We start from the raw sequence: 19,063 nt of genomic DNA on the forward strand, positions 1-19,063 counted from the left end.
CTTGAGCGGAAACTTCACTCTTATGGCTTTAATCGTCCACAAATATGGCGGTACGTCGATGGGCTCGACTGACCGTATCAAGAATGTCGCCAAGCGCGTTGCCAAGTGGCACGACGCTGGGCATCAAATCGTGGTGGTGCCATCCGCCATGTCGGGCGAAACCAACCGCCTGATTGGACTGGCCAAGGAAATCATGGATCAACCCGATCCCCGTGAACTTGACATGATCGCCTCGACAGGCGAACAAGTGTCCGTCGGCCTATTGTCGATGGCACTGCTGGCGATCGGCAAACAAGCCGTATCCTATGCTGGCTGGCAAGTCGCGATCAAGACCGATTCCGCCTTTACCAAGGCACGCATCCAGTCGATCGATGACGAAAAAGTCAAACGCGACCTCGATGCGGGCAAGATTGTCATCATTACCGGTTTCCAGGGCGTCGACGAACACGACAACATCGCGACCCTGGGCCGCGGCGGTTCCGACACCTCGGCCGTGGCGATCGCCGCCGCCATGAAGGCGGCCGAATGCCTGATCTTCACGGACGTCGACGGCGTCTACACGACCGACCCGCGCGTGGTCTCCGAGGCGCGCCGCCTGAAGACCATCACCTTTGAAGAAATGCTGGAACTGGCTTCGCTGGGTTCCAAAGTGCTGCAAACGCGTTCGGTGGAATTTGCCGGCAACTACCGCGTTCCCACGCGCGTGCTGTCGTCGCTGACCGACCCGATGTTGCCGCTGGAAATAGAAGCCAATTCAGGCACCCTGATTTCGTTTGAGGAAGATACAAACATGGAACAAGCAGTCATCTCCGGCATCGCCTTCAACCGCGATGAAGCCAAAATCACCGTGCTCGGCGTGCCCGACCGCCCAGGCGTGGCGTACCACATCCTGGGACCGGTGGCGGACGCGAACATCGAAGTCGACATGATCATACAGAATCAGTCGGTCGACGGTAAAACGGACTTCACTTTCACCGTCTCGCGCGGCGAATACGCGCGCGCGCTGGCCGTGCTGGAAGCGAACCGCGAATCGCTGGGCGCGGCCAGCATCACGGGCGACGCGAAAGTGTCGAAACTGTCCGTCGTCGGCGTGGGCATGCGCAGCCATGTTGGCGTCGCATCGCAAATGTTCCGCACCTTGTCGGAAGAGGGCATCAACATCATGATGATCTCCACTTCCGAGATCAAGATCTCCGTGCTGATCGATGAAAAGTACATGGAACTGGCCGTGCGCGCGCTGCATAAAGCGTTCGAGCTGGAAAAAGCTTAAATATCCAAAAATATTGCCCCACGCCCTTGACCAAAGGGGGGGCAATCGATATTATGACGTTCGTCGCTGCAGCGCAGTTAGCTACAGAGACATAGTTGAGTAATCAGCTAGGAGACGTGGCCGAGTGGCCGAAGGCACATCCCTGCTAAGGATGCATACGGCTTATACCTGTATCGTGGGTTCGAATCCCACCGTCTCCGCCAGAATCAAATAAAAAAGCCTCCCCTGCGGGAGGCTTTTTTATTTGTCTGGACGGAACGGTGGGATTCGAAGGGCTGGGCCGTGCCGGCCCAGCCCTCTCCGAATCGCCCAATCACCGCGCTCCGCGCGGCACGTTGGCCGCGCAGCGGCCAACGCCGTCCCCTCACCTCAGGCTCTGGCGGCAAGCGCCCCCTCTGCATCAGCTCCCATCAGTACCCCCATTCCTACCCCCGTCCCCCCTCAGCAATAAAAACAACAAGTGACTTAGTGTGAGTATTGACTCTTTGTCATTATGCATAATAGCAATGTTACTAATAAAAAATACGCATGCCCAGCCATGCTTCCATTGCCGAGTCCAATCAAGGAGTTGTCATGTCCAATCGCCTTCCCCGCAGCTGCCTGTCGCTGTGCCTGGCCGCCATGCCGTTCGCCTGCGGTGCCGCCTTCGCCGCGGAAACCACGGTGAATATGAATCTCGACCTGAACCTGAAGTCCGTGCCCAAACTCGAACTGCGCCTGCTGCAGGAGCCGCCGAAACTGAAGGCGCGCGCCAGGCCCGCCAACCGCGCGGCAAGCAAGCGCGACGAGTACGAGAAAGCGTACGACCTGTACATCCGCTACGCCAACGGCAGCATCTATAACCCGACCACGGCCAAGCATGACAAGGTGCGCCTGCGCTCCTACCAGCAGACGAGCGGCCTGGCGCTCGATGGACGCGACGAGAATGCGGCCACCTTCATGGCGCCCACCGTCGTGATGGCGCCGGGGCAAACCGTGCGCTTCAGGTTGTACAACCAGTTGCCGGTGCTGCCGGCCGAGCAGTGCGCTACGGACGATATCAATGCGCCGCGTCCGCCGGGCTGCTTCAACGACACCAATCTGCACTCGCATGGCCTGTGGGTCTCGCCTTCGGGCAATAGCGACAATGTGCTGATATCGATCAAGCCTGAGGTGGATTTCGAGTACGAATACAATATTCCCATCGACCATCCGGCCGGCACGTTCTGGTATCACCCGCACCAGCATGGCGCGACGGCGATGCAGGTCGCCAGCGGCATGGCCGGCGCGCTGGTGGTCGAAGGCGACCGCTATCCGACCGACAAGGCAAATGGCGACCTCGACGTCGTGCTGAAGCAATTCCAGCCCGACGATGGCAGCGGCAGCGCCGGCGAAGTGATGCTGCTGCAGCAAATTCCCTATGACTGCCCCAGCAACAGCCTGACGCCGCTGAAGCCGTGCGACAAGGAGGCGGTGGGCATGCTGGAGGATTTCAAGCAGGTCAAGGATCCCGATGCCTGGCTGATGTCGGGCCGCTATACTTCCGTCAACGGCAAGGTGCAGCCGGTGATGAAGATGGACACGCAGCGCCTGTACCGCTGGCGCCTGATCGATACGGGCTTCCAGGCTTCCGTGGTGCTGCGCATCCGCCGTGCCAATGATCCGCAAAAGCTGTTGCAGGCGCTCGGCGTGGCCAACCAGGACAAGGACGTGATGGAATTGTGCGATGGCGAGGACGTCACGCAATTCGAAGTGGCCAGCGACGGCCTGACGCACGACAGGATCATTCCCAAGACCCTCAATTACCTGCAGCCGGGCTACCGCAGCGACATCCTGTTTTCGCTGCCGAAGGCCGGCGCATATTGCGTGTATGCGGAAACCAACCTCAATAACATGACGACGATGCATGACGTCAACAACACGCGCCTGATCAGCGTGATCACGGCCAAGACCAGCGCCAAGGCTGCCGCGCGCGCCAGGGCGGGCGAGTCGCCGCGCGATTTCCTGCTGGCCGAGTTGCGCAATGCCGTCAAGCGCCTGCCCGTTGCGCAGTTGCCCGACAGCGTCAAGGGCACCATCCTCGGCGATCTGGAGAATGGTCTCAAGCTGGCCAAGTTCGTCCCGCATGCGGGCTTCAGCGCAGAAGCAAAGGACGCGATGCGCGGCAAGAAGAAGGAGTATGCGACCTTCAATATTGCCAAGTTGGACGGCAAGACCCGCTTCATGGTGGAAGGCAAGCCGGAAGACTCGCCGGTACCCGAGCTGAAGAATGTCTATGATCCGCACCGCGTCGACCACACGCTGGTGCTGGGCACCGAGCAGATCTGGGAGCTGGCGTCGAAGAATGGCAGCCACCCCTTCCATATCCACGTCAACCCCTTCCAGATCATCGGCATTACCCGCACCGACGGCGGCGCGGTCGATGCGCAATACAAGGATTTGCTCGGCACGTGGAAAGACACCTTGCTGGTGATCCCCAACCACAAGATCGAGATCGCCACGCGTTACCAGCGCTACATCGGCGAGTACGTGCTGCATTGCCACATTCTCGAGCATGAAGACCAGGGCATGATGCAGAACGTCAAGGTGGTTCTGCCGGATGGCAAGGGTGGCGGCGACATGGGCGGGCACGGGCACGGACACTGACCGTTCCTGGCGGGAGCGCGCCCGGCGCGCTTCCGCCCCTCCCAACCTGCTTCTGGAGCAACTGCCCATGTTACGCATGAAAACTTCACTCCTTCCCATCCTGGCCGGCCTGCTGTGCGCGGGCGTCTGTAGCGGGGCGCAAGCGCAGGCGGCCGTATCTTGCCGCCCGGAACTGCTGGCCCAGGCGGAGCCGGGCGGCGCGCGCGTCGTGCGCTACCGCAAGAATATCGATGAACTGACCCCGGCCGAGCTTGATGCCTTCAAGCATGCGGTGAGCGAAATGAAACGCAAGAGCCAGGAAAACGTGTACGACCGGCGCGGCTTCCTGTGGCAGGCGTGGGTGCATAACTGCACTTCCGTCGACGTCTTCAATGACCGCCAGGCGGCCTTGCCAGGCGACAAGCTGAAGCAGTTGCTGGGCGATCCGACGCGCAACAGCTGCGACATTGCCTATTTTCTCGACAAGGTGGCGACCGAGGACAATGCCCATGAGGAATTCCCCGGCGAGTGCGAACACCAGAAAAACACCTTCCTGCAATGGCACCGGGCGCAGCTGTATTTCTATGAGCAAGCCTTGCAGGCCGCCGACCCGAACGGCGAGCGGGGACCCAGCACGCGCAATGTCGCGCTGCCGTACTGGAACTTCACCCGCAAGCCTTCCGGCGTGCGCTATCCGAAAGCCTTCGAGGACGTCGATTCGCCGCTGTACGACGCCACGCGCAAGAGGGAGGGGCTCGACAGCTCGTTGGCCACGGCTTCGCCCAACTTGCTGGCCTACCAGATCTACTACATGGATTGGGCCGATTTCGGCGGCGACGAATACGGCAGCCTGGGCGGCGGCAACCTGGAAACAAAAATCCATAATCACATGCACGCGACCTATATGGGCGGCAACATGGGCGATAACGTCACGGCCGGCCTCGATCCGCTGTTTTATGCCTTCCATAATTTCCTCGACTACAGTTTCGAGAAGTGGCTCGACGAGCATGGCGATGCCGGCATACGCGGCAGCGGGCGCACGGCGTTCATGCGCAGCGAGCAGGACGCCAGCCTGCCCCGGCCCGTCGGCTGGAGCGCAGGCAGCGGCGATGCCCAGCGCGGTGATTCGGGCGACTACACGGCCAACATGGGCCAGGCGAACCTGTACTTCGACACGATCCGGCAGGGCTATGGCTTCCAGCCGCGCTATGGCGGCGAGTTTGCCCGCAGGAAGGATATCCAGGCCCTGATCGACCGGCACCAGCAGGCGGGTTTCGTGTTTGGCGACAACCAGAAAAGCCTGTTCGCCGCTCTGCTCAGCGACGATGCGGCCGATGGCGCGGTTGCCAGGCCAGACCTGACCGTCACGGGGGCCTACAAGATCCCGGCGCGGCGGGTCGCCAGCGACAAGCGGGCCAACATGGTGCTGGACCGCGCCCATGCGGACGAAGACTACAGTTTTCAGGCCGATATCTACCTGTATCCGGCCAACGTGGCCGCGCGCATCGGCGACAAGTCGTTCCGCGACCGCTACCTGGTGACCAGCACCAGCCACTGGGCCTTGTCCGGCCATCACCAGCATGACAAGTATGTCATCGAAACGGATATCACCGGCATCGTCGACAGCCTGGTTCCCAAAAAGCGCAGGCAGGCCTGGCGCATCACGGCGGCCATCACCACCAATGACAAGGGCCGCGGCCTGATACGGCAAGGCGATTTTTCCACGCCCGTGATCCAGCTTGTCGACCGGCGCAAACCTGCCGAACCCACGTATGAGGAGAGCAAGCCATGAGCGAACTAACCAGCTTCAAGCGCGATGTGCAGGGCCTGTTTTCCCGCTATGTGGCCGACATGAACAAGGTCAAGCTGTCGAATCCCGATTCGACGGGCGTGCAGCGGCTGTATCTGAACGACTATGCAAGCGTGAAGGCGTTTGCGTGGCAGATTCAGGTGGCCATCCACGGTTACGACTATGACAGCCGCAAGGAAAAATGGCTGGTGGAGGCCGGGCACCGCTTGCGCGCGCCGGGAGGGCGGGAAGGCGAGTATGTCAAGTCCGCACCGCACCCGATGCCGCCCGACGGCCCGATGCCGCAGGAGGGCATCGATATCTACGACCAGTGGGTCAGGGACGGCATGCAGCCGTGATGCGTTGGCCAACCGGCACAGACACCCTTGATGATCAGGAGTTCAGCATGGCATACACAGGTTTGAGAATTCACCCGGCCATCGGCATCGCCCGCGTCGGCAACAGCGAAGAATACTATCTGGGCCCGGAAAGCCTGGCCGGCATGCCGCTCGATGGCCAGGATGGCACGGGCGGCTTGCCGATCCGGCCCGGCACGGAAGACACGGTAATCGCCAGCACCGAATTGCGCGACGCCAGCGGAAAGCTCAAGCGGCAGGCGGCCCGCTTCCGCATTTACCAGTATGCGTTCGACGCGGCGGACGGCGTGGAAACCTATCCGCTGGGCAGGCGGGGCGCGGCGGCCGAAGTGGCCATCGGCAGCATGGTCGACGGCAAGATCGTCAAGGATATCGTCTGGACCGTGCACCTGGCCAACAAGAAAGCCAATAGCTGGGAGGGCGGGGACGGCGTGGCGCCCTTCCAAAACAATGGCGCGCCAGCCCTGCGCAATCCGGCCTTTGGCGAGCCGGGCTCGCCGCACTTCGGCACGCCGGCCGACCCGCTGCGGCTGAAGCTGCTGGTCATCGACCCCGGACCGCGCAGCGTGCAAGCCTCGCGCCAGTCGGTGCAGCAATTCGACGCCACCACGCCGCCGTCGTGCGCGGAGGCGGCCAGCGGCGCCGTGCGCAACCTGCCCGACTATCCCGTGTCGTTCCCGCGCGGTGGCCAGCCTGGCGCGCCGGCGCAGGGCCCTGGCGCCATCATCGCGTCGCTGGGCGCCATCACGACGGAAAAGAATGGCAGATTGCTGGTGCTGGGCGGCTATGGCAAGGCATGTGGCTTCGACGCGCAAGGCAATTACTCGGCCGCCGCCGTCCTGCACGACAATGTCAACAACGACAACTGGTTCGATGACGTGGCCGATGGCCCCGTCACGGCCATGCTGCTCTTCGCCGACGGCACGGCGCGCAGCGTCGAGGGCAGCGCCTGGGTGATATCGAGCGACCCGTCGTATGCGCCGCAAACGGCGAACGTCGTGTCGCTGTGGGACGACCTGTATTGCACCTGGCTGGAAAAAATGGCGCTGCGGCCCGCCGTGTATGCGGATGGCAGCTACCAGACGGGCTACCGGAGCAACTTCAGCACCGATGTCCAGCCCATCCTGCGCGCGGCCTCGCTGCAGCGCTGGACGACCAGCTTGCCGCCCAGGGCGATCAAGGAGCACGACTCGCTGGGCAAGATGAAGGCGGCAGGCCTGACCTACCCGATCATGAATTTCATCCGCCATCCCGACCAGACGGGCGCGCCGTCGCTGAAGCCGCAAATGCCGCTGTCGCTGGGCGATGCGGGCAGCAGCCTGCTGACCCTGACCCGTGCCCAGTATTTTTTCATGGATCAATGGGCGCATGGCCGGTATGTGGCCGACAGCGGCGATTTCCTGCTGGGCGCGGGCGAAGCGCTAGACCGTACCGTCCTGTTCAACTGCCTGGGCGGCCGCTACAGCCCCGGCATCGAGATGGGTTTTATCGTGCGCGACCCCGGCCTGTACCGGCAGGCGTGGCGGCGCCATGATGGCGGCGGCCCGTTCCGCATCAATGCACAGCATCTCGATTACCCGGCCGCTGTCAGGGACCAGCCTTTCCTCGGCGCCGGCTATATGCCGCTGCGCGGCGGCGAAGTGCAGCCCGGCGACGTGTCGAAGTTCATGGCCTTGCCGTGGCATACCGATTACAACTCGTGCGCCACGCATCTGCCGGATCCGAATCCCGGCGGCACGGTGCGCAATAACCAGCAGGCGATCGATGCGGCCACGGCGATCAAGGGCAATGGCTACAATACCTTGCTGTATTCCTCCTGGCCGGCGCAGCGGCCCGTGGCCGTGTACACGTACGACGACGTCGTCGCCAACGGCGGCGAATTGGCGACGCCGCGCTACTCCGTGCGCGGCAAAGGCACGCGGGCCGATGGGGTGCCGTCGACCACCCCGGAAAATGCGGAAATCGACCGGCCCGCCATGCATGTGGGCCGTTACCAGGACCGCGCGCAGTTCCTGCTGAACTGGCACCGCATCGGCGTGGTCGTGCAAAGCACGGCGATTGCGCGCAAGGCGGGCGAAAAGGCCATCTGCAAGGATTACTACCTGGAAGTCGAGAGCCTGTTCGACAGCGATGAAAGCAACCTGGTCGAGTATTGGCGCAACACGGCCATCGACAAGGTGTACCGGCCGAAGCCGCAGCCGAAACCGAAGCCCTGATGGCGGCGTTTGCAGACAGTCCCGGCGCGGTAGCGCCATCGCGGCAGCTCTACCGGGTCGCCATCATCGGCGGCGGCCCGGCCGGCTGCGCCTGCGCGCTGGCGCTGGCGCAGCATGGCGTGCACGACGTGCTCGTGATCGAGGCGGGGGACTACGCGCAATTTCGCATCGGCGAGAGCATTCCGCCCGAAGCCAACCGCCTGTTCCAGGCGCTGGACATTGCGCAGGAATTTTTCGCCGAAGCGCATGCGCCTTGCCATGGCAGCTGTTCCTGGTGGGGCAGCGCCAAGCGCGGCTACAACGACGCGCTGCTGCATCCGCTGGGCCACGGCTGGCACCTGGAGCGGTCGCGCTTCAATGGCTTCCTGGCGCGCCAGGCGCGCCTGCGCGGGGCGGAAGTGCTGCTGCGCGCCAGCCTGGCCGCGTCGGCCCCGGCGCAAGGCGGCGGCTTTGCCCTGGAATTGATGCTGGGCGATCCGGCGCACCCGCGCCTGGCCAGCATCCATGCCGACCTGGTGGTCGACGCCAGCGGCACGCGCGCCGTCTTCGCGCGCCAGCGCGGCAGCCGCAAGGTGGAAACGCTGCCGCTGGTCTGCCTGGCCATGCGCTTCGCGGCGCCCGATGGCTCCCGTTCCGGCCTGACGCACCTGGAAGCCGTCGAACATGGCTGGTGGTATGGCGCCCACCTGCCCGACGCCACCTTGCTGCTGGCGTTCTACAGCGATGCGGCCACCGTCAAGGCGCGGCGCCTGCAGCTTGCCGGACACTGGCTGGCATGGCTGGCGGCTGCGCCCAACACGGCCGCGCTGGCCCGCGGCGCGGTGCCGCTGGCAGGCGGCGTGCAGAGTTTTCCCGCGCCGTCCTACTGCCTCGACCAATTGCATGGCGACGGCTGGCTGGCCATCGGCGACGCCGCTTCGGCCTACGATCCCGTCACCTCGCAAGGCATCGTCAAGGCGCTGGCCAACGGCATGGCGGCCGCTGGCGCCATCGCCGGCCACGCCACCCTGGGCGCGGTGGCGCACACGGTAGCGCAGCGCCATGCGCAGTACCTGGCGCAGCGCCAGCAGTATTACGGCTGGGAGCAGCGCTGGCCCGCTGCGCCGTTCTGGCGCCGCTTGCATGCCGGCGCGCAGGTGGCGGCCTGAACAACCGTCATGGCGCGCGGGCCGCTGCAGTGGCTTGCTGGTCGCACGCCGCCAGGGTGCCGCTGCATGCGGAAAACGTTTCCAGATAGGTGATGGATTTTTCGTACTCGTCAATCAGGTAGCGCAGTTGATATGCCCCGTCGGCAGATTCCCCGGCGGTCTCGTCCTGCAGCCTGTACATATCTTTCAAAAAGCGTTTTTGCCGCGCCAGTTCCCCAGTCAGGCGCGCCTTGCGCTCGGCGGCACGCGACAGCGCGGGCAGGGCGAAGTAGAGTCCTGCAACCACGGTGACGGCGGCGATGGCGGCGACGGCTTTCATGCGCAGGGGCCGATCCCTTGTATCCGGCAGAATGCCGCCAGGTCGGCCGGATAGAAGGGAGCGTCGCGATAGCTGCTGTCGTCGATGCCGAGCACGCTGGTGATGGCGGCCGCTTCCCACGACCAGTAGCCCCAGAACGACGTATCGCGCCGGTGGCTGTCGTAATAGGGCTCGCGGCGGCTGGCGTCATACCATTGCCGCAGGTACTCCTGCATCAGCGTGGGACGCGCATCTTTTTCTGCCGCGAATATCTTGAGTGTGTTGATGTAGGGCAGGTGGCGCGTGCATGCGGGCCAGGCGCTATCCCTGCCGGCGACGAAGCAGGCCAGCAGCCGTTCCAGCAAGCCATCCTTTTCATGGTTGTTGAAATCGATGATCGGCGCCAGCTTGGGCAGCAAACTGCCCCAGCCGAGCAGAATGCCGAGGCAGACCATGCGGTTGACTTGTTCATACGCGTCGCCGGGCAGGGCGAAGTGGGGAAATCCCTGTTCGGCTTCGCTGGCCTGAGCGTCAAATATCATGTCATACCGGGCAAACGCCAGCCAGTAGCCGAGTATCGTGGGATACGACGCGCGCAACTCGTCGAACGGGTGGCCGGCGCTGTAGGCGAGGGCGAGCTGGTCGATCCCATCCCAGGCCCGCTGGCGCGTAGCCGTCATGAAGTTTTCTGGTGGAATATTTCGCAGCACTTCTTCCGGCTGTTGCAAGCCGGCTTCCACCATGTCGCAGCCCTCGTCCTGGCTTTCCTTGCTTTCAAGGTAGATGGCATATGACAGCCGCGGTTCCCTGCGCCTGGCCAGAAAATCCTGTTCGTCCAGCGTTTGCATTCTTGTTCCTTGTTCCAGGCCGGGCATCCGCATCTGGAGCGCATCCGGATACAAATGGTATGGTGAAGGTACGGTAGCTCAATGATTTGTTTGCAAGATTACACCTTAGAAAGAGTGATCGAACAAGCGTGATTCAATTGAATCGTGTGCCAGAAAGAAATATACAAAATAGCTACTATGAGCGACAAGATGGCGCGCCCTGGGTATTTGTCGGCTGCCATCGTCTTCCACATGAACCGGAGCAAGCATGAGTATGATGAAATGCGCGATGCAATGCGCGGCCGCCGCGGCCCTGTGTGGCGCCCTGTCGCCCGCCATGGCGGCATCCACGCCGGTCGTACCGCCGTTTCTTGACGTGCTCGTCTATCAGTACGCCAATTGCGTCAAACCTTCCTACCATCAGGCTGACCTGCTGGTGCAGGACGGGACGAGGCGCTACCAGATCGACGTCAAGGGCGAGGCGTACACGGTCGAACTGCAGCAACGCATGGGTTTTTCGCTGCAGGCGGGCATTGACGGTCCCGTGGCGGCCGTCGTCAAGCTGGACCGGCCTCCAGAGGGGCAGTTCGAGGAGCAGGCGCGCTGGCGCGAACGCTGGCTGCGCGATGTGGCCGAGCGCAGCGGCGTGGCGCTGGACGAGCGGACGCTTGCAGGCGGCGCGCGCCTGCTGACCGTCAACAAGGGCGAGATCAGGGGTCATTATGTAGGGCAGTCCCTGCTGATCGATCCGGCACGGTTGTTGTTCATCGATATGGCGTGGCCGAACACGCTGGGAATCTATCATGGCCCTGACGGCCTGCGGCAGGTGCGGCAGGTGCAGGACGACGTATGGCAGCGCCTGCTGTCTTGTCCACCGGCTGCGTGACGCTGGCGGCCACCCGATACCCCTACTGCGCGCACGCGCATAGACAAATAATAATGATTCTCATTTATAATGCGACTCAATGGGGTGGCGATGGGCCGGCGCCATGGCGCCATGCATGGTGAGGGAGGGCATGATGGGCAGTATGTACGGCAATGAGGATTTGATCGCGCATGAGCATCGCGTGCTGATGGGCGAGTATGGGCGGGCGCAGGCCCGCTGCAGTGCGCAGCTGGCCGCGCAGGCAGCGCGCATCGCGCAGCTGGAATCGGAATTGATGCGCGCGCGGGCGCAGGTGGTGATCCGCGATACGAAGCTGGCGCTGGCGCGCGACGAGTTGGCCGAACTGGCGGCTGCGGCACCGGGCCTGCCCACGCGGGCACGGCTGGCGCGCAAGGTCGAGTGGCTCGGTGAGCGCGTGCAGGACCTGATGCGTGAATTGCTGCGCCTGCAGTGGGTGCCGTCGCCCGCCTTGCAGGCCGACGTGCGCGAAAAGGCCGTGCTATATGTGGGCCACTATTCAAGTCTGGAGCCGGGCCAGGATGCGGGTGGCGCCAACGCGGCGCAACTAGTCATCGAGCAGGCCGGCGGGCGCTTCCTGCATCACGCGGGCGGCGATGATGGCGCCGACGATGCGGCGGCGCTGGAAGCGGGCCTGGTGGCGGCCGACCTGGTGATTTGCCAGACGGGCTGCGTCAGCCACGACGCCTACTGGCGCGTGCATGACCACTGCAAGCGCACGGGCAAGCAGTGCGTGCTGGTCGACCAGCCGCAAGCCATGCATTTCGTGCGCAAGGAAGCGCTGGCCGCTTCTTAACACCCGCTTAATCCGCATGGGCCACAATGGCCGTCCCCCGACGTTCCTGAAAGCGCCCATGCTGTCCCTGCAAATCGGTCCCCTGGCCCTGCCCACGGGCCTCGTCCTGCTGTTCGTTTTCCTGTGCGTCGCCTACGGCGTGGCGGGCTGGCTGCGGCGCTATCGCCAGCTGCCGGATGCCGGCCCCCTCGTTTCCGACATGCTGATTGCCGGCCTGCTGGCGGCGCGGCTGGCATTCGTCTTGCGCTGGCATGAGCAGTATTTCAGCTCCCCCTCGGCGGCGCCCTGGTCCATCATCAATATCCGCGATGGCGGTTTCATGGCGCCGGCCGGCATCGCGGCTGCCCTGGCCATCGCCGCGTGGCGCTGCCGGCGCCCCGCCATGGCGGCCATGCGCCGTCCCCTGGTCATCAGCGTCGCGTCCGGCGCGCTGGCCTGGGGCGTGCTGAGTGCAGGGATCTCGCTGGCCTACGACAAGCCGGCGGCCTTGCCGGCCGTGGCGCTGCGGGCTATCGGTGGCGCGCCGGTGACCCTGGCGGCGTTGGCCGGCGGCAAGCCCATGGTGGTCAACCTGTGGGCCAGCTGGTGTCCGCCATGCCGGCGCGAGATGCCCGTGCTGGCTGCCGCGCAGCAGGCGCGCGCCGATATCGTCTTCGTGTATGCGAACCAGCGCGAGGATGCGGCGGCGGCCAGCGCTTTCCTGGACCGGAGCGGTGTAACCCTGCGCAATGTGGTGCTCGACAGCGAGGCGGCGCTGGGCAAGGCGGCCGGCTCCTCGGCCCTGCCCACCACCCTGTTTTATGATGCGCAGGGGCGACTGGTCGATACGCACCTGGGCGAATTATCCGATGCCTCGCTGGCCAGCAAGCTGCAGAAGATCGCCCCCGCGCCCTGACGCGGACACGCCTTCTTGACGGAGCCGCCATCGTTCGCGCGATGCGCGGCTTTTTTGCGCCTGGCCATTGCCGTAGCGGTTTCTGATAGTATACCCCCCTATAGTATTTATCGAGGTGAAATCATGGGACACACGGCGCACAACAAGACCAAGTTGCTTAATCGCGTCAAGCGCATCCGCGGCCAGGTGGAGGGCCTGGAGCGGGGCCTGGAAGAGGGGCGCGACTGCGGCGAAGTGCTGCAGCTGATCGCCGCCGTGCGCGGCGCCGTGAACGGCTTGATGGCCGAAGTGATCGAAGAGCACTTGCGCGAGCATGTGGCCAGTCCCGATATCTCCGGCGACGAACGGGCCAGGGGCGCCGACGACATCGCGGGCATCCTGCGCACCTACCTCAAATAAGGAGAATGCCATGAAAGCGCAATCCCTCGGCGAAGACCTCTCCGCCTGGCAGCACGAACACGTTTTTGACAGCAGCAATGGCAGGGCCGAACGCCGCGCGCGCATCGTCATGTGGATCACCCTGGCCACCATGGCGCTGGAAATCCTCGCCGGCTGGTGGTACAACTCCATGGCCTTGCTGGCCGATGGCTGGCATATGAGTTCGCACGCGCTGGCCATCGGCCTGGCCGCGTTTGCGTATGCGGCCGCGCGCCGCTATGCGCGCGACCCGCGCTTTGCCTTCGGCACGTGGAAGATCGAGGTGCTGGCCGGCTACACCAGCGCCATCCTGCTGCTGGGCGTGGCCGTGCTGATGGTGGCCGCTTCCGTCGAACGCCTGTTCTCGCCGCAGCCCATCCACTATCCGCAGGCGATGGCCGTGGCGGCTTTCGGCCTGGTGGTCAACCTCGTGTGCGCGCTGATCCTCGGCGGGCACCATGACCATCACCATGGTCACGGTCACGACGAGCATGACCATCACGGTCACCACCATGGCGAAGACCTGAACATGAAGGCCGCCTACATCCACGTGCTGGCCGACGCCGCCACGTCCGTGCTGGCCATCCTTGCGCTGGGCGGCGCGTGGGCTTACGGCTGGCGCTGGCTCGATCCCGTGATGGGTATCGCGGGCGCCGTGCTGGTGGCGCTGTGGGCGAAAAAACTGATGCAGGAGACGGGCAAGGTCTTGCTGGACCGCGAAATGGACCATCCGGTGGTGGATGAAATCCGCGAGGCGGTGGAAGTGGAAAGCGCCGGCGACACGCCGCGCATCGTCGACCTGCACGTGTGGCGGGTCGGCAAGCAGCTGTATTCGTGCGCCTTGTCCGTCGTCAGCCGCGATCCCGCGCTGACAGGCGCCGAGCTGCGCGCGCGCATCGGCATCCACGAGGAAATTGTCCACAGCACCATCGAGATTATTCGCCGTCCTTGACAATGATGGCGAAAAAAGCGCGCTGATGCGGGGCGTAGGCACTATACTGTCGGCTTTTACAGCACGCGCTGTTCACCAGACAGAGAATAAAATGAGCACATTACCACCATGCCCGCAATGCAAGTCCGAATTCACGTACGAAGATGGCAGCCAGTTGATCTGCCCTGAATGCGCGCATGAATGGTCGGCCACGGCTGGCGAAGCGGCGGAAGAGGGCGCTCGCGTGTACCGCGATGCGGCCGGCAATATCCTGCAGGACGGTGACACGGTCAGCGTCATCAAGGACTTGAAACTGAAGGGCGGCGGCGGTGTCGTCAAGATGGGCACCAAGGTCAAGAACATCCGCCTGGTCGACAGCGATCACGATATCGACTGCAAGATCGACGGCTTCGGTTCCATGAGCCTGAAAACCGAGTTCGTGAAAAAAGTCTAAGCTCCTCCTTGCCATCCGCGGCGCGCCTCGCATTCCTGCCGGCGCGCCGTTTTTTATTTCAGACGCCATGCAAATCGACCATCTCCGCCAGCGCCTGCGCGCCCTGGGCGCCAAGCCCCTGCATGAACAGCGCGTGCTGCGCGACTGGATACAGGGCCAGCCGCACGACCAGGGCCGGCGCCGCGCCGAGGATTTTTTGCCGCTGCCCGTGCGCGAGGCCTTGCCTGCGCTCGATCTCGAGCTGCAGGGCATGCTGAAATTGCTCAGCACCCATCCGGGCGCTGACGGTTCGGCGCGCCTGCTGGTGGGACTGCACGATGGCCAGACGGTGGAAAGCGTGCTGCTGCCGCGCGACGGCCTGTGCGTGTCCAGCCAGGTCGGTTGCGCCGTCGGCTGCCAGTTCTGCATGACGGGCCGCGATGGCTTGATACGGCAAGTGAGCAGCGGAGAAATTGTCGCGCAGGTGGTGCTGGCGCGCACCCTGCGCCCCGTGAAAAAAGTCGTCTTCATGGGCATGGGCGAGCCGGCGCATAACCTGAACAATGTGATGGAAGCGATCGAGCTGCTGGGCACCGAGGGCAATATCGGCCACAAGAACCTCGTGTTTTCCACCGTGGGCGACCCGCGCGCCTTCGAGCGCCTGCCGCAAGGGCGCGTCAAGCCGGCGCTGGCCCTGTCGCTGCACACCACCAAGCCGGAGCTGCGCGAACAGTTGCTGCCGCGCGCGCCCAGGCTGTCGCCGCGCGAACTGGTGGACTTCGGCGAGTCGTATGCGCGCCTGACCGGCTACCCGGTGCAGTACCAGTGGACCCTGATGGAAGGGGTCAACGATGGCCCGGATGAGATGGACGGCATCGTCGCGCTCCTGCAGGGGAAATATGCGGTGCTGAACATGATCCCGTATAACACCATCGACGACTTGCCGTTCAAGCGCCCCAGCTGGGAAAAGGCGCGCGCCATTGCCGCCGGCCTGCACGCGCGCGGCGTGCTGACCAAATTGCGCGATTCGGCCGGGCAGGACGTGGAGGGCGGCTGCGGACAGTTAAGGGCGCGTGAAGCGAAGGGCAAGGTCATTCCCATCCGCACGGCGTAGGTCGGATTAGCGGGAACCGCGTAATCCGACACGGCCAGGCCAACAATGATGTCGGCTCACACCCCACCCAGCAAATCGTTTTCATTCAATATCGCAAACGCGATCTCGGGATGCGCGGCCAGGCAGCGGCGCACGGCGGCCGGGATGGCGGCGCGCGTCTTGCGGCACAGGCCGGGCCGCTCCAGCAGGCGGATCTGGAAGCCGCGCACGGTGCGCACTTCGCCGCTGCCCGGCGCAATCTGCAAGTCCACGCCCAGGTTGCTCTTCAAGCGCTCTTGCAGTTTCTTTAGCTGCGTATAGCTGTCGATCTGCTCGATATGCGCCAGCAGGCGCTTTTCTTCCGTCAGGTTCAGGCGCAGGATGGCAAGGTCCGCCTGCGCATCGTCGAGCAGGCGCTCGCGTTCGCAATCGCACAACTGCGGCGGGCACTCCTTGCGGACTTCAAAGTCGACGATACGCATGCTGGTGTTCCAGTGACGTTCCAATGGCGATTCCGGATAAAGCAAGTATCGTCCGCCGCCTGGCGCATGTCAATCAGCGCGGGCTGACGATCAGGCGCCAGAGGAGCGGCCCCTGCCCGCTGCTGCGCTGGCGGTGGTGTTGCGGCGGCATGGCGTGGCCTTCCGTCGAGACGAGGTGGGTGCGCCCCATTCCGGCACACAATCGTGCGCGGCCTTGACCGCGTGTCTTGGCGCGTGCGCCGCCCTGTGTTGTAATGTTGATCATCCCGACTGAGCACGCAAGGCCATGAGAACCCGCATCAAGATCTGCTGCATCGCTTCCATCGACGAAGCGCAACTGGCCATTGCCGCCGGCGCCGACGCGCTGGGCCTGGTGGCGGCCATGCCATCCGGCCCCGGCCCGATTCCCGACGCGCGCATCGCGCAGATCGCCGCCTGGACGCCGCCGCCCGTGGCCACGTTCCTGCTGACGTCCGAGACGACGGCGCAAGCCATCGCCGAACACGTGCGCGCCACGCAGCCGTCCACCGTGCAGATCGTCAGCCATATCGACCCCGGCGAAGTGGCGCAGCTGGCGCGCTTGCTGCCGCACGTGCGGCGCGTGCAGGTGATCCACGTGGAAGGGGCCGAGGCTTTGGCGCTGATACCCGCCTATGCGCCCCATGTGCATGCTTTTTTGCTCGATTCGGGCCGCCCCGGCGCGCAGGTCCCGGAACTGGGCGGCACGGGCCGCACGCATGACTGGTCCGTCAGCGCGCGCTTTGTGCGCGCCAGTCCCCGTCCCGTCTTCCTGGCAGGCGGGCTGGACGACACCAACGTAGCCGATGCGCTGCGCCAGGTGCGCCCCTACGGCATCGACCTGTGCTCGCGCGTGCGCACGGATGGCAAGCTCGATGTCATGAAACTGGCCTTGCTGATGGCGGCCGTGCGCGACGTGGATGCGGCGCTGTATGCGGAGGGTTAATCCGCCGCTGCCAGCGCATTCATCTCGCGCACGAACGCCTCTGTAAACGCGGCCACCATGCCGCTGGCCGCGCGCGGCGAGATCAGGCCGACGACGGAATGCGATTCCTCGTCCGGCAGCGCAATAAAACGCACGCCGGGCGGCGCCACCAGGCGCATGCTGTCAGGGACGATGGCGATGCCCATATTGGCTTCGATCAGGTTCAGCTGCGATGTCTTGCGCGACAGGGCGCGCGCCGCCTTGGGGAAAAAGCCCTGCGCCAGGCACAGGCCCGCCACCAGGTAGCTCAGGCCTCCGCGGTCCTTGTGCGGGATCGAGACGAAGGCTTCGTCGCGCAATGCCGCGATGGTCGTGCGCTCCAGCGCGGCCAGCGGCGACGTCGCTGACACGGCCACTACCAGCTTTTCTGTAAACAGCTCGCGCACTACGATGTTGGCATGCTTGCGCAGGGTGGGCAGGCGCACCAGGCCCAGGTCGGCGCGGCCTTCCTCGATGTCGGCGGCCTGGTTTTCCGACGACCCTTTCGATACATCGAGCGAAACGCCGGGAAATTGCGCCAGCAGGCGGTTCAGCACCGCGCCGATGGCGGGCGTGAGGGTGACGGAGCTCGAATGCAGCAGGCGGACGATGCCTTGCGCCCCTTGTCCCACGTGGCGCGTCTGGCGCACGGTTTCGTCGATGTCTTCGAGGATGCGCTTGGCCCGCTCATAAAAGACCTGTCCCGCGGGCGTCAGTTCGATATGGCGCGCGTCGCGCGTCAGCAGCAGGGCCTGTACTTCACCTTCCAGCTCCTTGATTTGCCGGCTCAGGGCCGACTGCGCGATGTACAGCTTTTCCGCCGCGCGCGAGTAGCTGCCCGCATCGACGACTTCGACAAAATAGCGGAACTGTCTGATGGAAATCAATTGTATGCCTTTTCGAGATCGGAGACTGCCTGATTTGATATTAGCCTGGCCCCGGGGTTCGCGTTACAGTGGGCTGGTCTGCTGTCACTGCAAAGGAAAGACCATGCTGGAATTGATCGGGGTGCTGGGATTGCTCGTCAGTATTATCGTAAAACTGATTTTCGTCCAGATCGGCGGGGCTGGCAAAGGGAAGGAAGATTAATATGCCAGGGTCGCCACATGCGGCGCCGGCATCGCAAAGGCGTGCAAGCGGCAAGCCGGTGCCACCCCGTTCCACTCCGCCAGTGGCAAGCCCGCACGCTTGAGCGCCGCCTCGCGCGCCGTCCACGCCTGCGCCAGGGCCAATGGGCGCCGACCGGCGGGGCAGGCGCCCAGCTCTTCGGCCACCTGCGGCCCCAGGTAATCGCGCGCCAGCTCAAACCAGTCGGGAATCTCCTGCACCCGCATCACGTCGATGCCGACAGGGCCATGCAGGCCGATGGCGGCCAGCGAGATTCCCTCGTCATGGCTGAACGACAGGCTGGCCGTGCTTCCAGCCAGCAGCAAGCGGGGAGGGGTGCCCGGCGTTGATGCCACCGAAATCGCCCCGATACTGACATGCAGCCAGCGGGCCGCCGCCTCGCGCACGGCGGCGCGGATGCGCCACCGGGCTTCGGCGCGCGGCAGCACGGCGGCGATGCGGATCACCAGCACGCCGTCTCTTGAGAAGAGCAC

General features: G+C 64.2%; 19 protein-coding genes and 1 tRNA gene. 15 read left to right on the forward strand and 5 right to left on the reverse strand.

Annotated features, from left to right (window positions below; all coding sequences use genetic code 11):
* Window positions 1-22: 22 nt before the first annotated feature.
* From CSQ91_RS02345 to CSQ91_RS02375, 7 genes are all read left to right on the forward strand, one after another.
* Complete coding sequence (locus CSQ91_RS02345) at window positions 23-1,270, forward strand: aspartate kinase (protein WP_034784049.1); 1,248 nt, start codon at window positions 23-25, stop codon at window positions 1,268-1,270.
* A 110-nt stretch (window positions 1,271-1,380) separates the two neighbouring features.
* Window positions 1,381-1,473: transfer RNA gene (locus CSQ91_RS02350), tRNA-Ser, on the forward strand.
* A 370-nt stretch (window positions 1,474-1,843) separates the two neighbouring features.
* Window positions 1,844-3,895: a multicopper oxidase family protein gene (locus CSQ91_RS02355; protein ID WP_180278320.1), complete on the forward strand. Its 2,052-nt coding sequence runs from the start codon at window positions 1,844-1,846 to the stop codon at window positions 3,893-3,895.
* Window positions 3,896-3,971: 76 nt separating this feature from the next.
* Entirely contained in the window at window positions 3,972-5,666 is a 1,695-nt protein-coding gene (locus tag CSQ91_RS02360) for a tyrosinase family protein (RefSeq protein ID WP_180278321.1), read from the forward strand.
* Window positions 5,663-6,022, forward strand: coding sequence for a hypothetical protein (locus CSQ91_RS02365; RefSeq protein WP_099387265.1), 360 nt, complete (start codon window positions 5,663-5,665; stop codon window positions 6,020-6,022). The genes CSQ91_RS02360 and CSQ91_RS02365 overlap by 4 nt, the downstream gene beginning before the upstream one ends.
* A gap of 47 nt (window positions 6,023-6,069) precedes the next feature.
* Entirely contained in the window at window positions 6,070-8,256 is a 2,187-nt protein-coding gene (locus tag CSQ91_RS02370) for a LodA/GoxA family CTQ-dependent oxidase (RefSeq protein ID WP_099387266.1), read from the forward strand.
* A complete protein-coding gene (locus tag CSQ91_RS02375; protein ID WP_143450926.1) occupies window positions 8,256-9,404 on the forward strand; it encodes an FAD-dependent oxidoreductase in 1,149 nt (382 codons plus the stop codon). The genes CSQ91_RS02370 and CSQ91_RS02375 overlap by 1 nt, the downstream gene beginning before the upstream one ends.
* Window positions 9,405-9,411: 7 nt before the next feature.
* On the opposite strand, the gene CSQ91_RS02380 is transcribed toward CSQ91_RS02375, so the two are convergent.
* Entirely contained in the window at window positions 9,412-9,723 is a 312-nt protein-coding gene (locus CSQ91_RS02380; RefSeq protein WP_099387268.1) for a hypothetical protein, read from the reverse strand.
* On the reverse strand, window positions 9,720-10,550 hold the full coding sequence (locus tag CSQ91_RS02385; RefSeq protein WP_180278322.1) for a PoNe immunity protein domain-containing protein: 831 nt from the start codon (window positions 10,548-10,550) through the stop codon (window positions 9,720-9,722). The genes CSQ91_RS02380 and CSQ91_RS02385 overlap by 4 nt, the downstream gene beginning before the upstream one ends.
* Before the next feature lie 247 nt (window positions 10,551-10,797).
* Here CSQ91_RS02385 and CSQ91_RS02390 point away from each other — a divergent pair, with 247 nt between their 5' ends.
* The 7 genes from CSQ91_RS02390 to CSQ91_RS02420 all read left to right on the forward strand — a co-directional run bounded on the left by CSQ91_RS02390 (window position 10,798) and on the right by CSQ91_RS02420 (window position 16,019).
* Complete coding sequence (locus tag CSQ91_RS02390; protein ID WP_143450928.1) at window positions 10,798-11,415, forward strand: hypothetical protein; 618 nt, start codon at window positions 10,798-10,800, stop codon at window positions 11,413-11,415.
* Between the two features lie 274 nt (window positions 11,416-11,689).
* A complete protein-coding gene (locus CSQ91_RS02395) occupies window positions 11,690-12,229 on the forward strand; it encodes a DUF2325 domain-containing protein (RefSeq protein WP_257217318.1) in 540 nt (179 codons plus the stop codon).
* 58 nt (window positions 12,230-12,287) lie between these two features.
* Entirely contained in the window at window positions 12,288-13,124 is an 837-nt protein-coding gene (locus tag CSQ91_RS02400; RefSeq protein WP_099388542.1) for a TlpA disulfide reductase family protein, read from the forward strand.
* A 123-nt stretch (window positions 13,125-13,247) separates the two neighbouring features.
* Window positions 13,248-13,523 (forward strand): metal/formaldehyde-sensitive transcriptional repressor, encoded by a 276-nt coding sequence (locus CSQ91_RS02405; RefSeq protein ID WP_034784058.1) that lies wholly within the window; start codon window positions 13,248-13,250, stop codon window positions 13,521-13,523.
* Window positions 13,524-13,533: 10 nt separating this feature from the next.
* The gene (gene dmeF / locus CSQ91_RS02410) at window positions 13,534-14,493 is read left to right on the forward strand and encodes a CDF family Co(II)/Ni(II) efflux transporter DmeF (RefSeq protein WP_099387271.1); all 960 of its coding nucleotides are present in this window, start codon (window positions 13,534-13,536) and stop codon (window positions 14,491-14,493) included.
* A 91-nt stretch (window positions 14,494-14,584) separates the two neighbouring features.
* The gene (locus CSQ91_RS02415) at window positions 14,585-14,926 is read left to right on the forward strand and encodes a zinc ribbon domain-containing protein YjdM (protein ID WP_034784061.1); all 342 of its coding nucleotides are present in this window, start codon (window positions 14,585-14,587) and stop codon (window positions 14,924-14,926) included.
* Window positions 14,927-14,993: 67 nt separating this feature from the next.
* On the forward strand, window positions 14,994-16,019 hold the full coding sequence (locus tag CSQ91_RS02420; protein ID WP_099387272.1) for an RNA methyltransferase: 1,026 nt from the start codon (window positions 14,994-14,996) through the stop codon (window positions 16,017-16,019).
* Window positions 16,020-16,075: 56 nt separating this feature from the next.
* Here the strand turns inward: CSQ91_RS02420 and CSQ91_RS02425 are convergent, their stop codons facing one another.
* Complete coding sequence (locus CSQ91_RS02425) at window positions 16,076-16,480, reverse strand: hypothetical protein (protein WP_070279031.1); 405 nt, start codon at window positions 16,478-16,480, stop codon at window positions 16,076-16,078.
* A 286-nt stretch (window positions 16,481-16,766) separates the two neighbouring features.
* On the opposite strand from CSQ91_RS02425, the gene CSQ91_RS02430 reads away from it, so the two are divergent.
* Complete coding sequence (locus CSQ91_RS02430) at window positions 16,767-17,444, forward strand: phosphoribosylanthranilate isomerase (protein WP_099387273.1); 678 nt, start codon at window positions 16,767-16,769, stop codon at window positions 17,442-17,444.
* On the opposite strand, the gene CSQ91_RS02435 is transcribed toward CSQ91_RS02430, so the two are convergent.
* Both CSQ91_RS02435 and CSQ91_RS02440 read right to left on the reverse strand, forming a co-directional pair.
* On the reverse strand, window positions 17,441-18,349 hold the full coding sequence (locus CSQ91_RS02435; RefSeq protein WP_034784063.1) for a LysR family transcriptional regulator: 909 nt from the start codon (window positions 18,347-18,349) through the stop codon (window positions 17,441-17,443). The genes CSQ91_RS02430 and CSQ91_RS02435 overlap by 4 nt on opposite strands.
* Window positions 18,350-18,547: 198 nt before the next feature.
* Complete coding sequence (locus CSQ91_RS02440; protein WP_180278323.1) at window positions 18,548-19,063, reverse strand: 4'-phosphopantetheinyl transferase family protein; 516 nt, start codon at window positions 19,061-19,063, stop codon at window positions 18,548-18,550.

This window comes from Janthinobacterium sp. BJB301, assembly GCF_002735685.1.
Taxonomy (GTDB): domain Bacteria; phylum Pseudomonadota; class Gammaproteobacteria; order Burkholderiales; family Burkholderiaceae_D; genus Janthinobacterium; species Janthinobacterium lividum.

Bases quoted from the DNA above. Each gene is read 5' to 3' on its own strand.
- CSQ91_RS02420 (WP_099387272.1), top strand. From the start codon at position 14,994: ATGCAAATCGACCATCTCCGCCAGCGCCTGCGCGCCCTGGGCGCCAAG.
- CSQ91_RS02400 (WP_099388542.1), top strand. From the start codon at position 12,288: ATGCTGTCCCTGCAAATCGGTCCCCTGGCCCTGCCCACGGGCCTCGTC.
- CSQ91_RS02385 (WP_180278322.1), bottom strand. From the start codon at position 10,550: ATGCAAACGCTGGACGAACAGGATTTTCTGGCCAGGCGCAGGGAACCG.
- CSQ91_RS02390 (WP_143450928.1), top strand. From the start codon at position 10,798: ATGAGTATGATGAAATGCGCGATGCAATGCGCGGCCGCCGCGGCCCTG.
- CSQ91_RS02425 (WP_070279031.1), bottom strand. From the start codon at position 16,480: ATGCGTATCGTCGACTTTGAAGTCCGCAAGGAGTGCCCGCCGCAGTTG.
- CSQ91_RS02355 (WP_180278320.1), top strand. From the start codon at position 1,844: ATGTCCAATCGCCTTCCCCGCAGCTGCCTGTCGCTGTGCCTGGCCGCC.
- CSQ91_RS02375 (WP_143450926.1), top strand. From the start codon at position 8,256: ATGGCGGCGTTTGCAGACAGTCCCGGCGCGGTAGCGCCATCGCGGCAG.
- CSQ91_RS02415 (WP_034784061.1), top strand. From the start codon at position 14,585: ATGAGCACATTACCACCATGCCCGCAATGCAAGTCCGAATTCACGTAC.
- dmeF (WP_099387271.1), top strand. From the start codon at position 13,534: ATGAAAGCGCAATCCCTCGGCGAAGACCTCTCCGCCTGGCAGCACGAA.
- CSQ91_RS02345 (WP_034784049.1), top strand. From the start codon at position 23: ATGGCTTTAATCGTCCACAAATATGGCGGTACGTCGATGGGCTCGACT.
- CSQ91_RS02360 (WP_180278321.1), top strand. From the start codon at position 3,972: ATGAAAACTTCACTCCTTCCCATCCTGGCCGGCCTGCTGTGCGCGGGC.
- CSQ91_RS02365 (WP_099387265.1), top strand. From the start codon at position 5,663: ATGAGCGAACTAACCAGCTTCAAGCGCGATGTGCAGGGCCTGTTTTCC.
- CSQ91_RS02380 (WP_099387268.1), bottom strand. From the start codon at position 9,723: ATGAAAGCCGTCGCCGCCATCGCCGCCGTCACCGTGGTTGCAGGACTC.
- CSQ91_RS02395 (WP_257217318.1), top strand. From the start codon at position 11,690: ATGCGCGCGCGGGCGCAGGTGGTGATCCGCGATACGAAGCTGGCGCTG.
- CSQ91_RS02430 (WP_099387273.1), top strand. From the start codon at position 16,767: ATGAGAACCCGCATCAAGATCTGCTGCATCGCTTCCATCGACGAAGCG.
- CSQ91_RS02370 (WP_099387266.1), top strand. From the start codon at position 6,070: ATGGCATACACAGGTTTGAGAATTCACCCGGCCATCGGCATCGCCCGC.
- CSQ91_RS02405 (WP_034784058.1), top strand. From the start codon at position 13,248: ATGGGACACACGGCGCACAACAAGACCAAGTTGCTTAATCGCGTCAAG.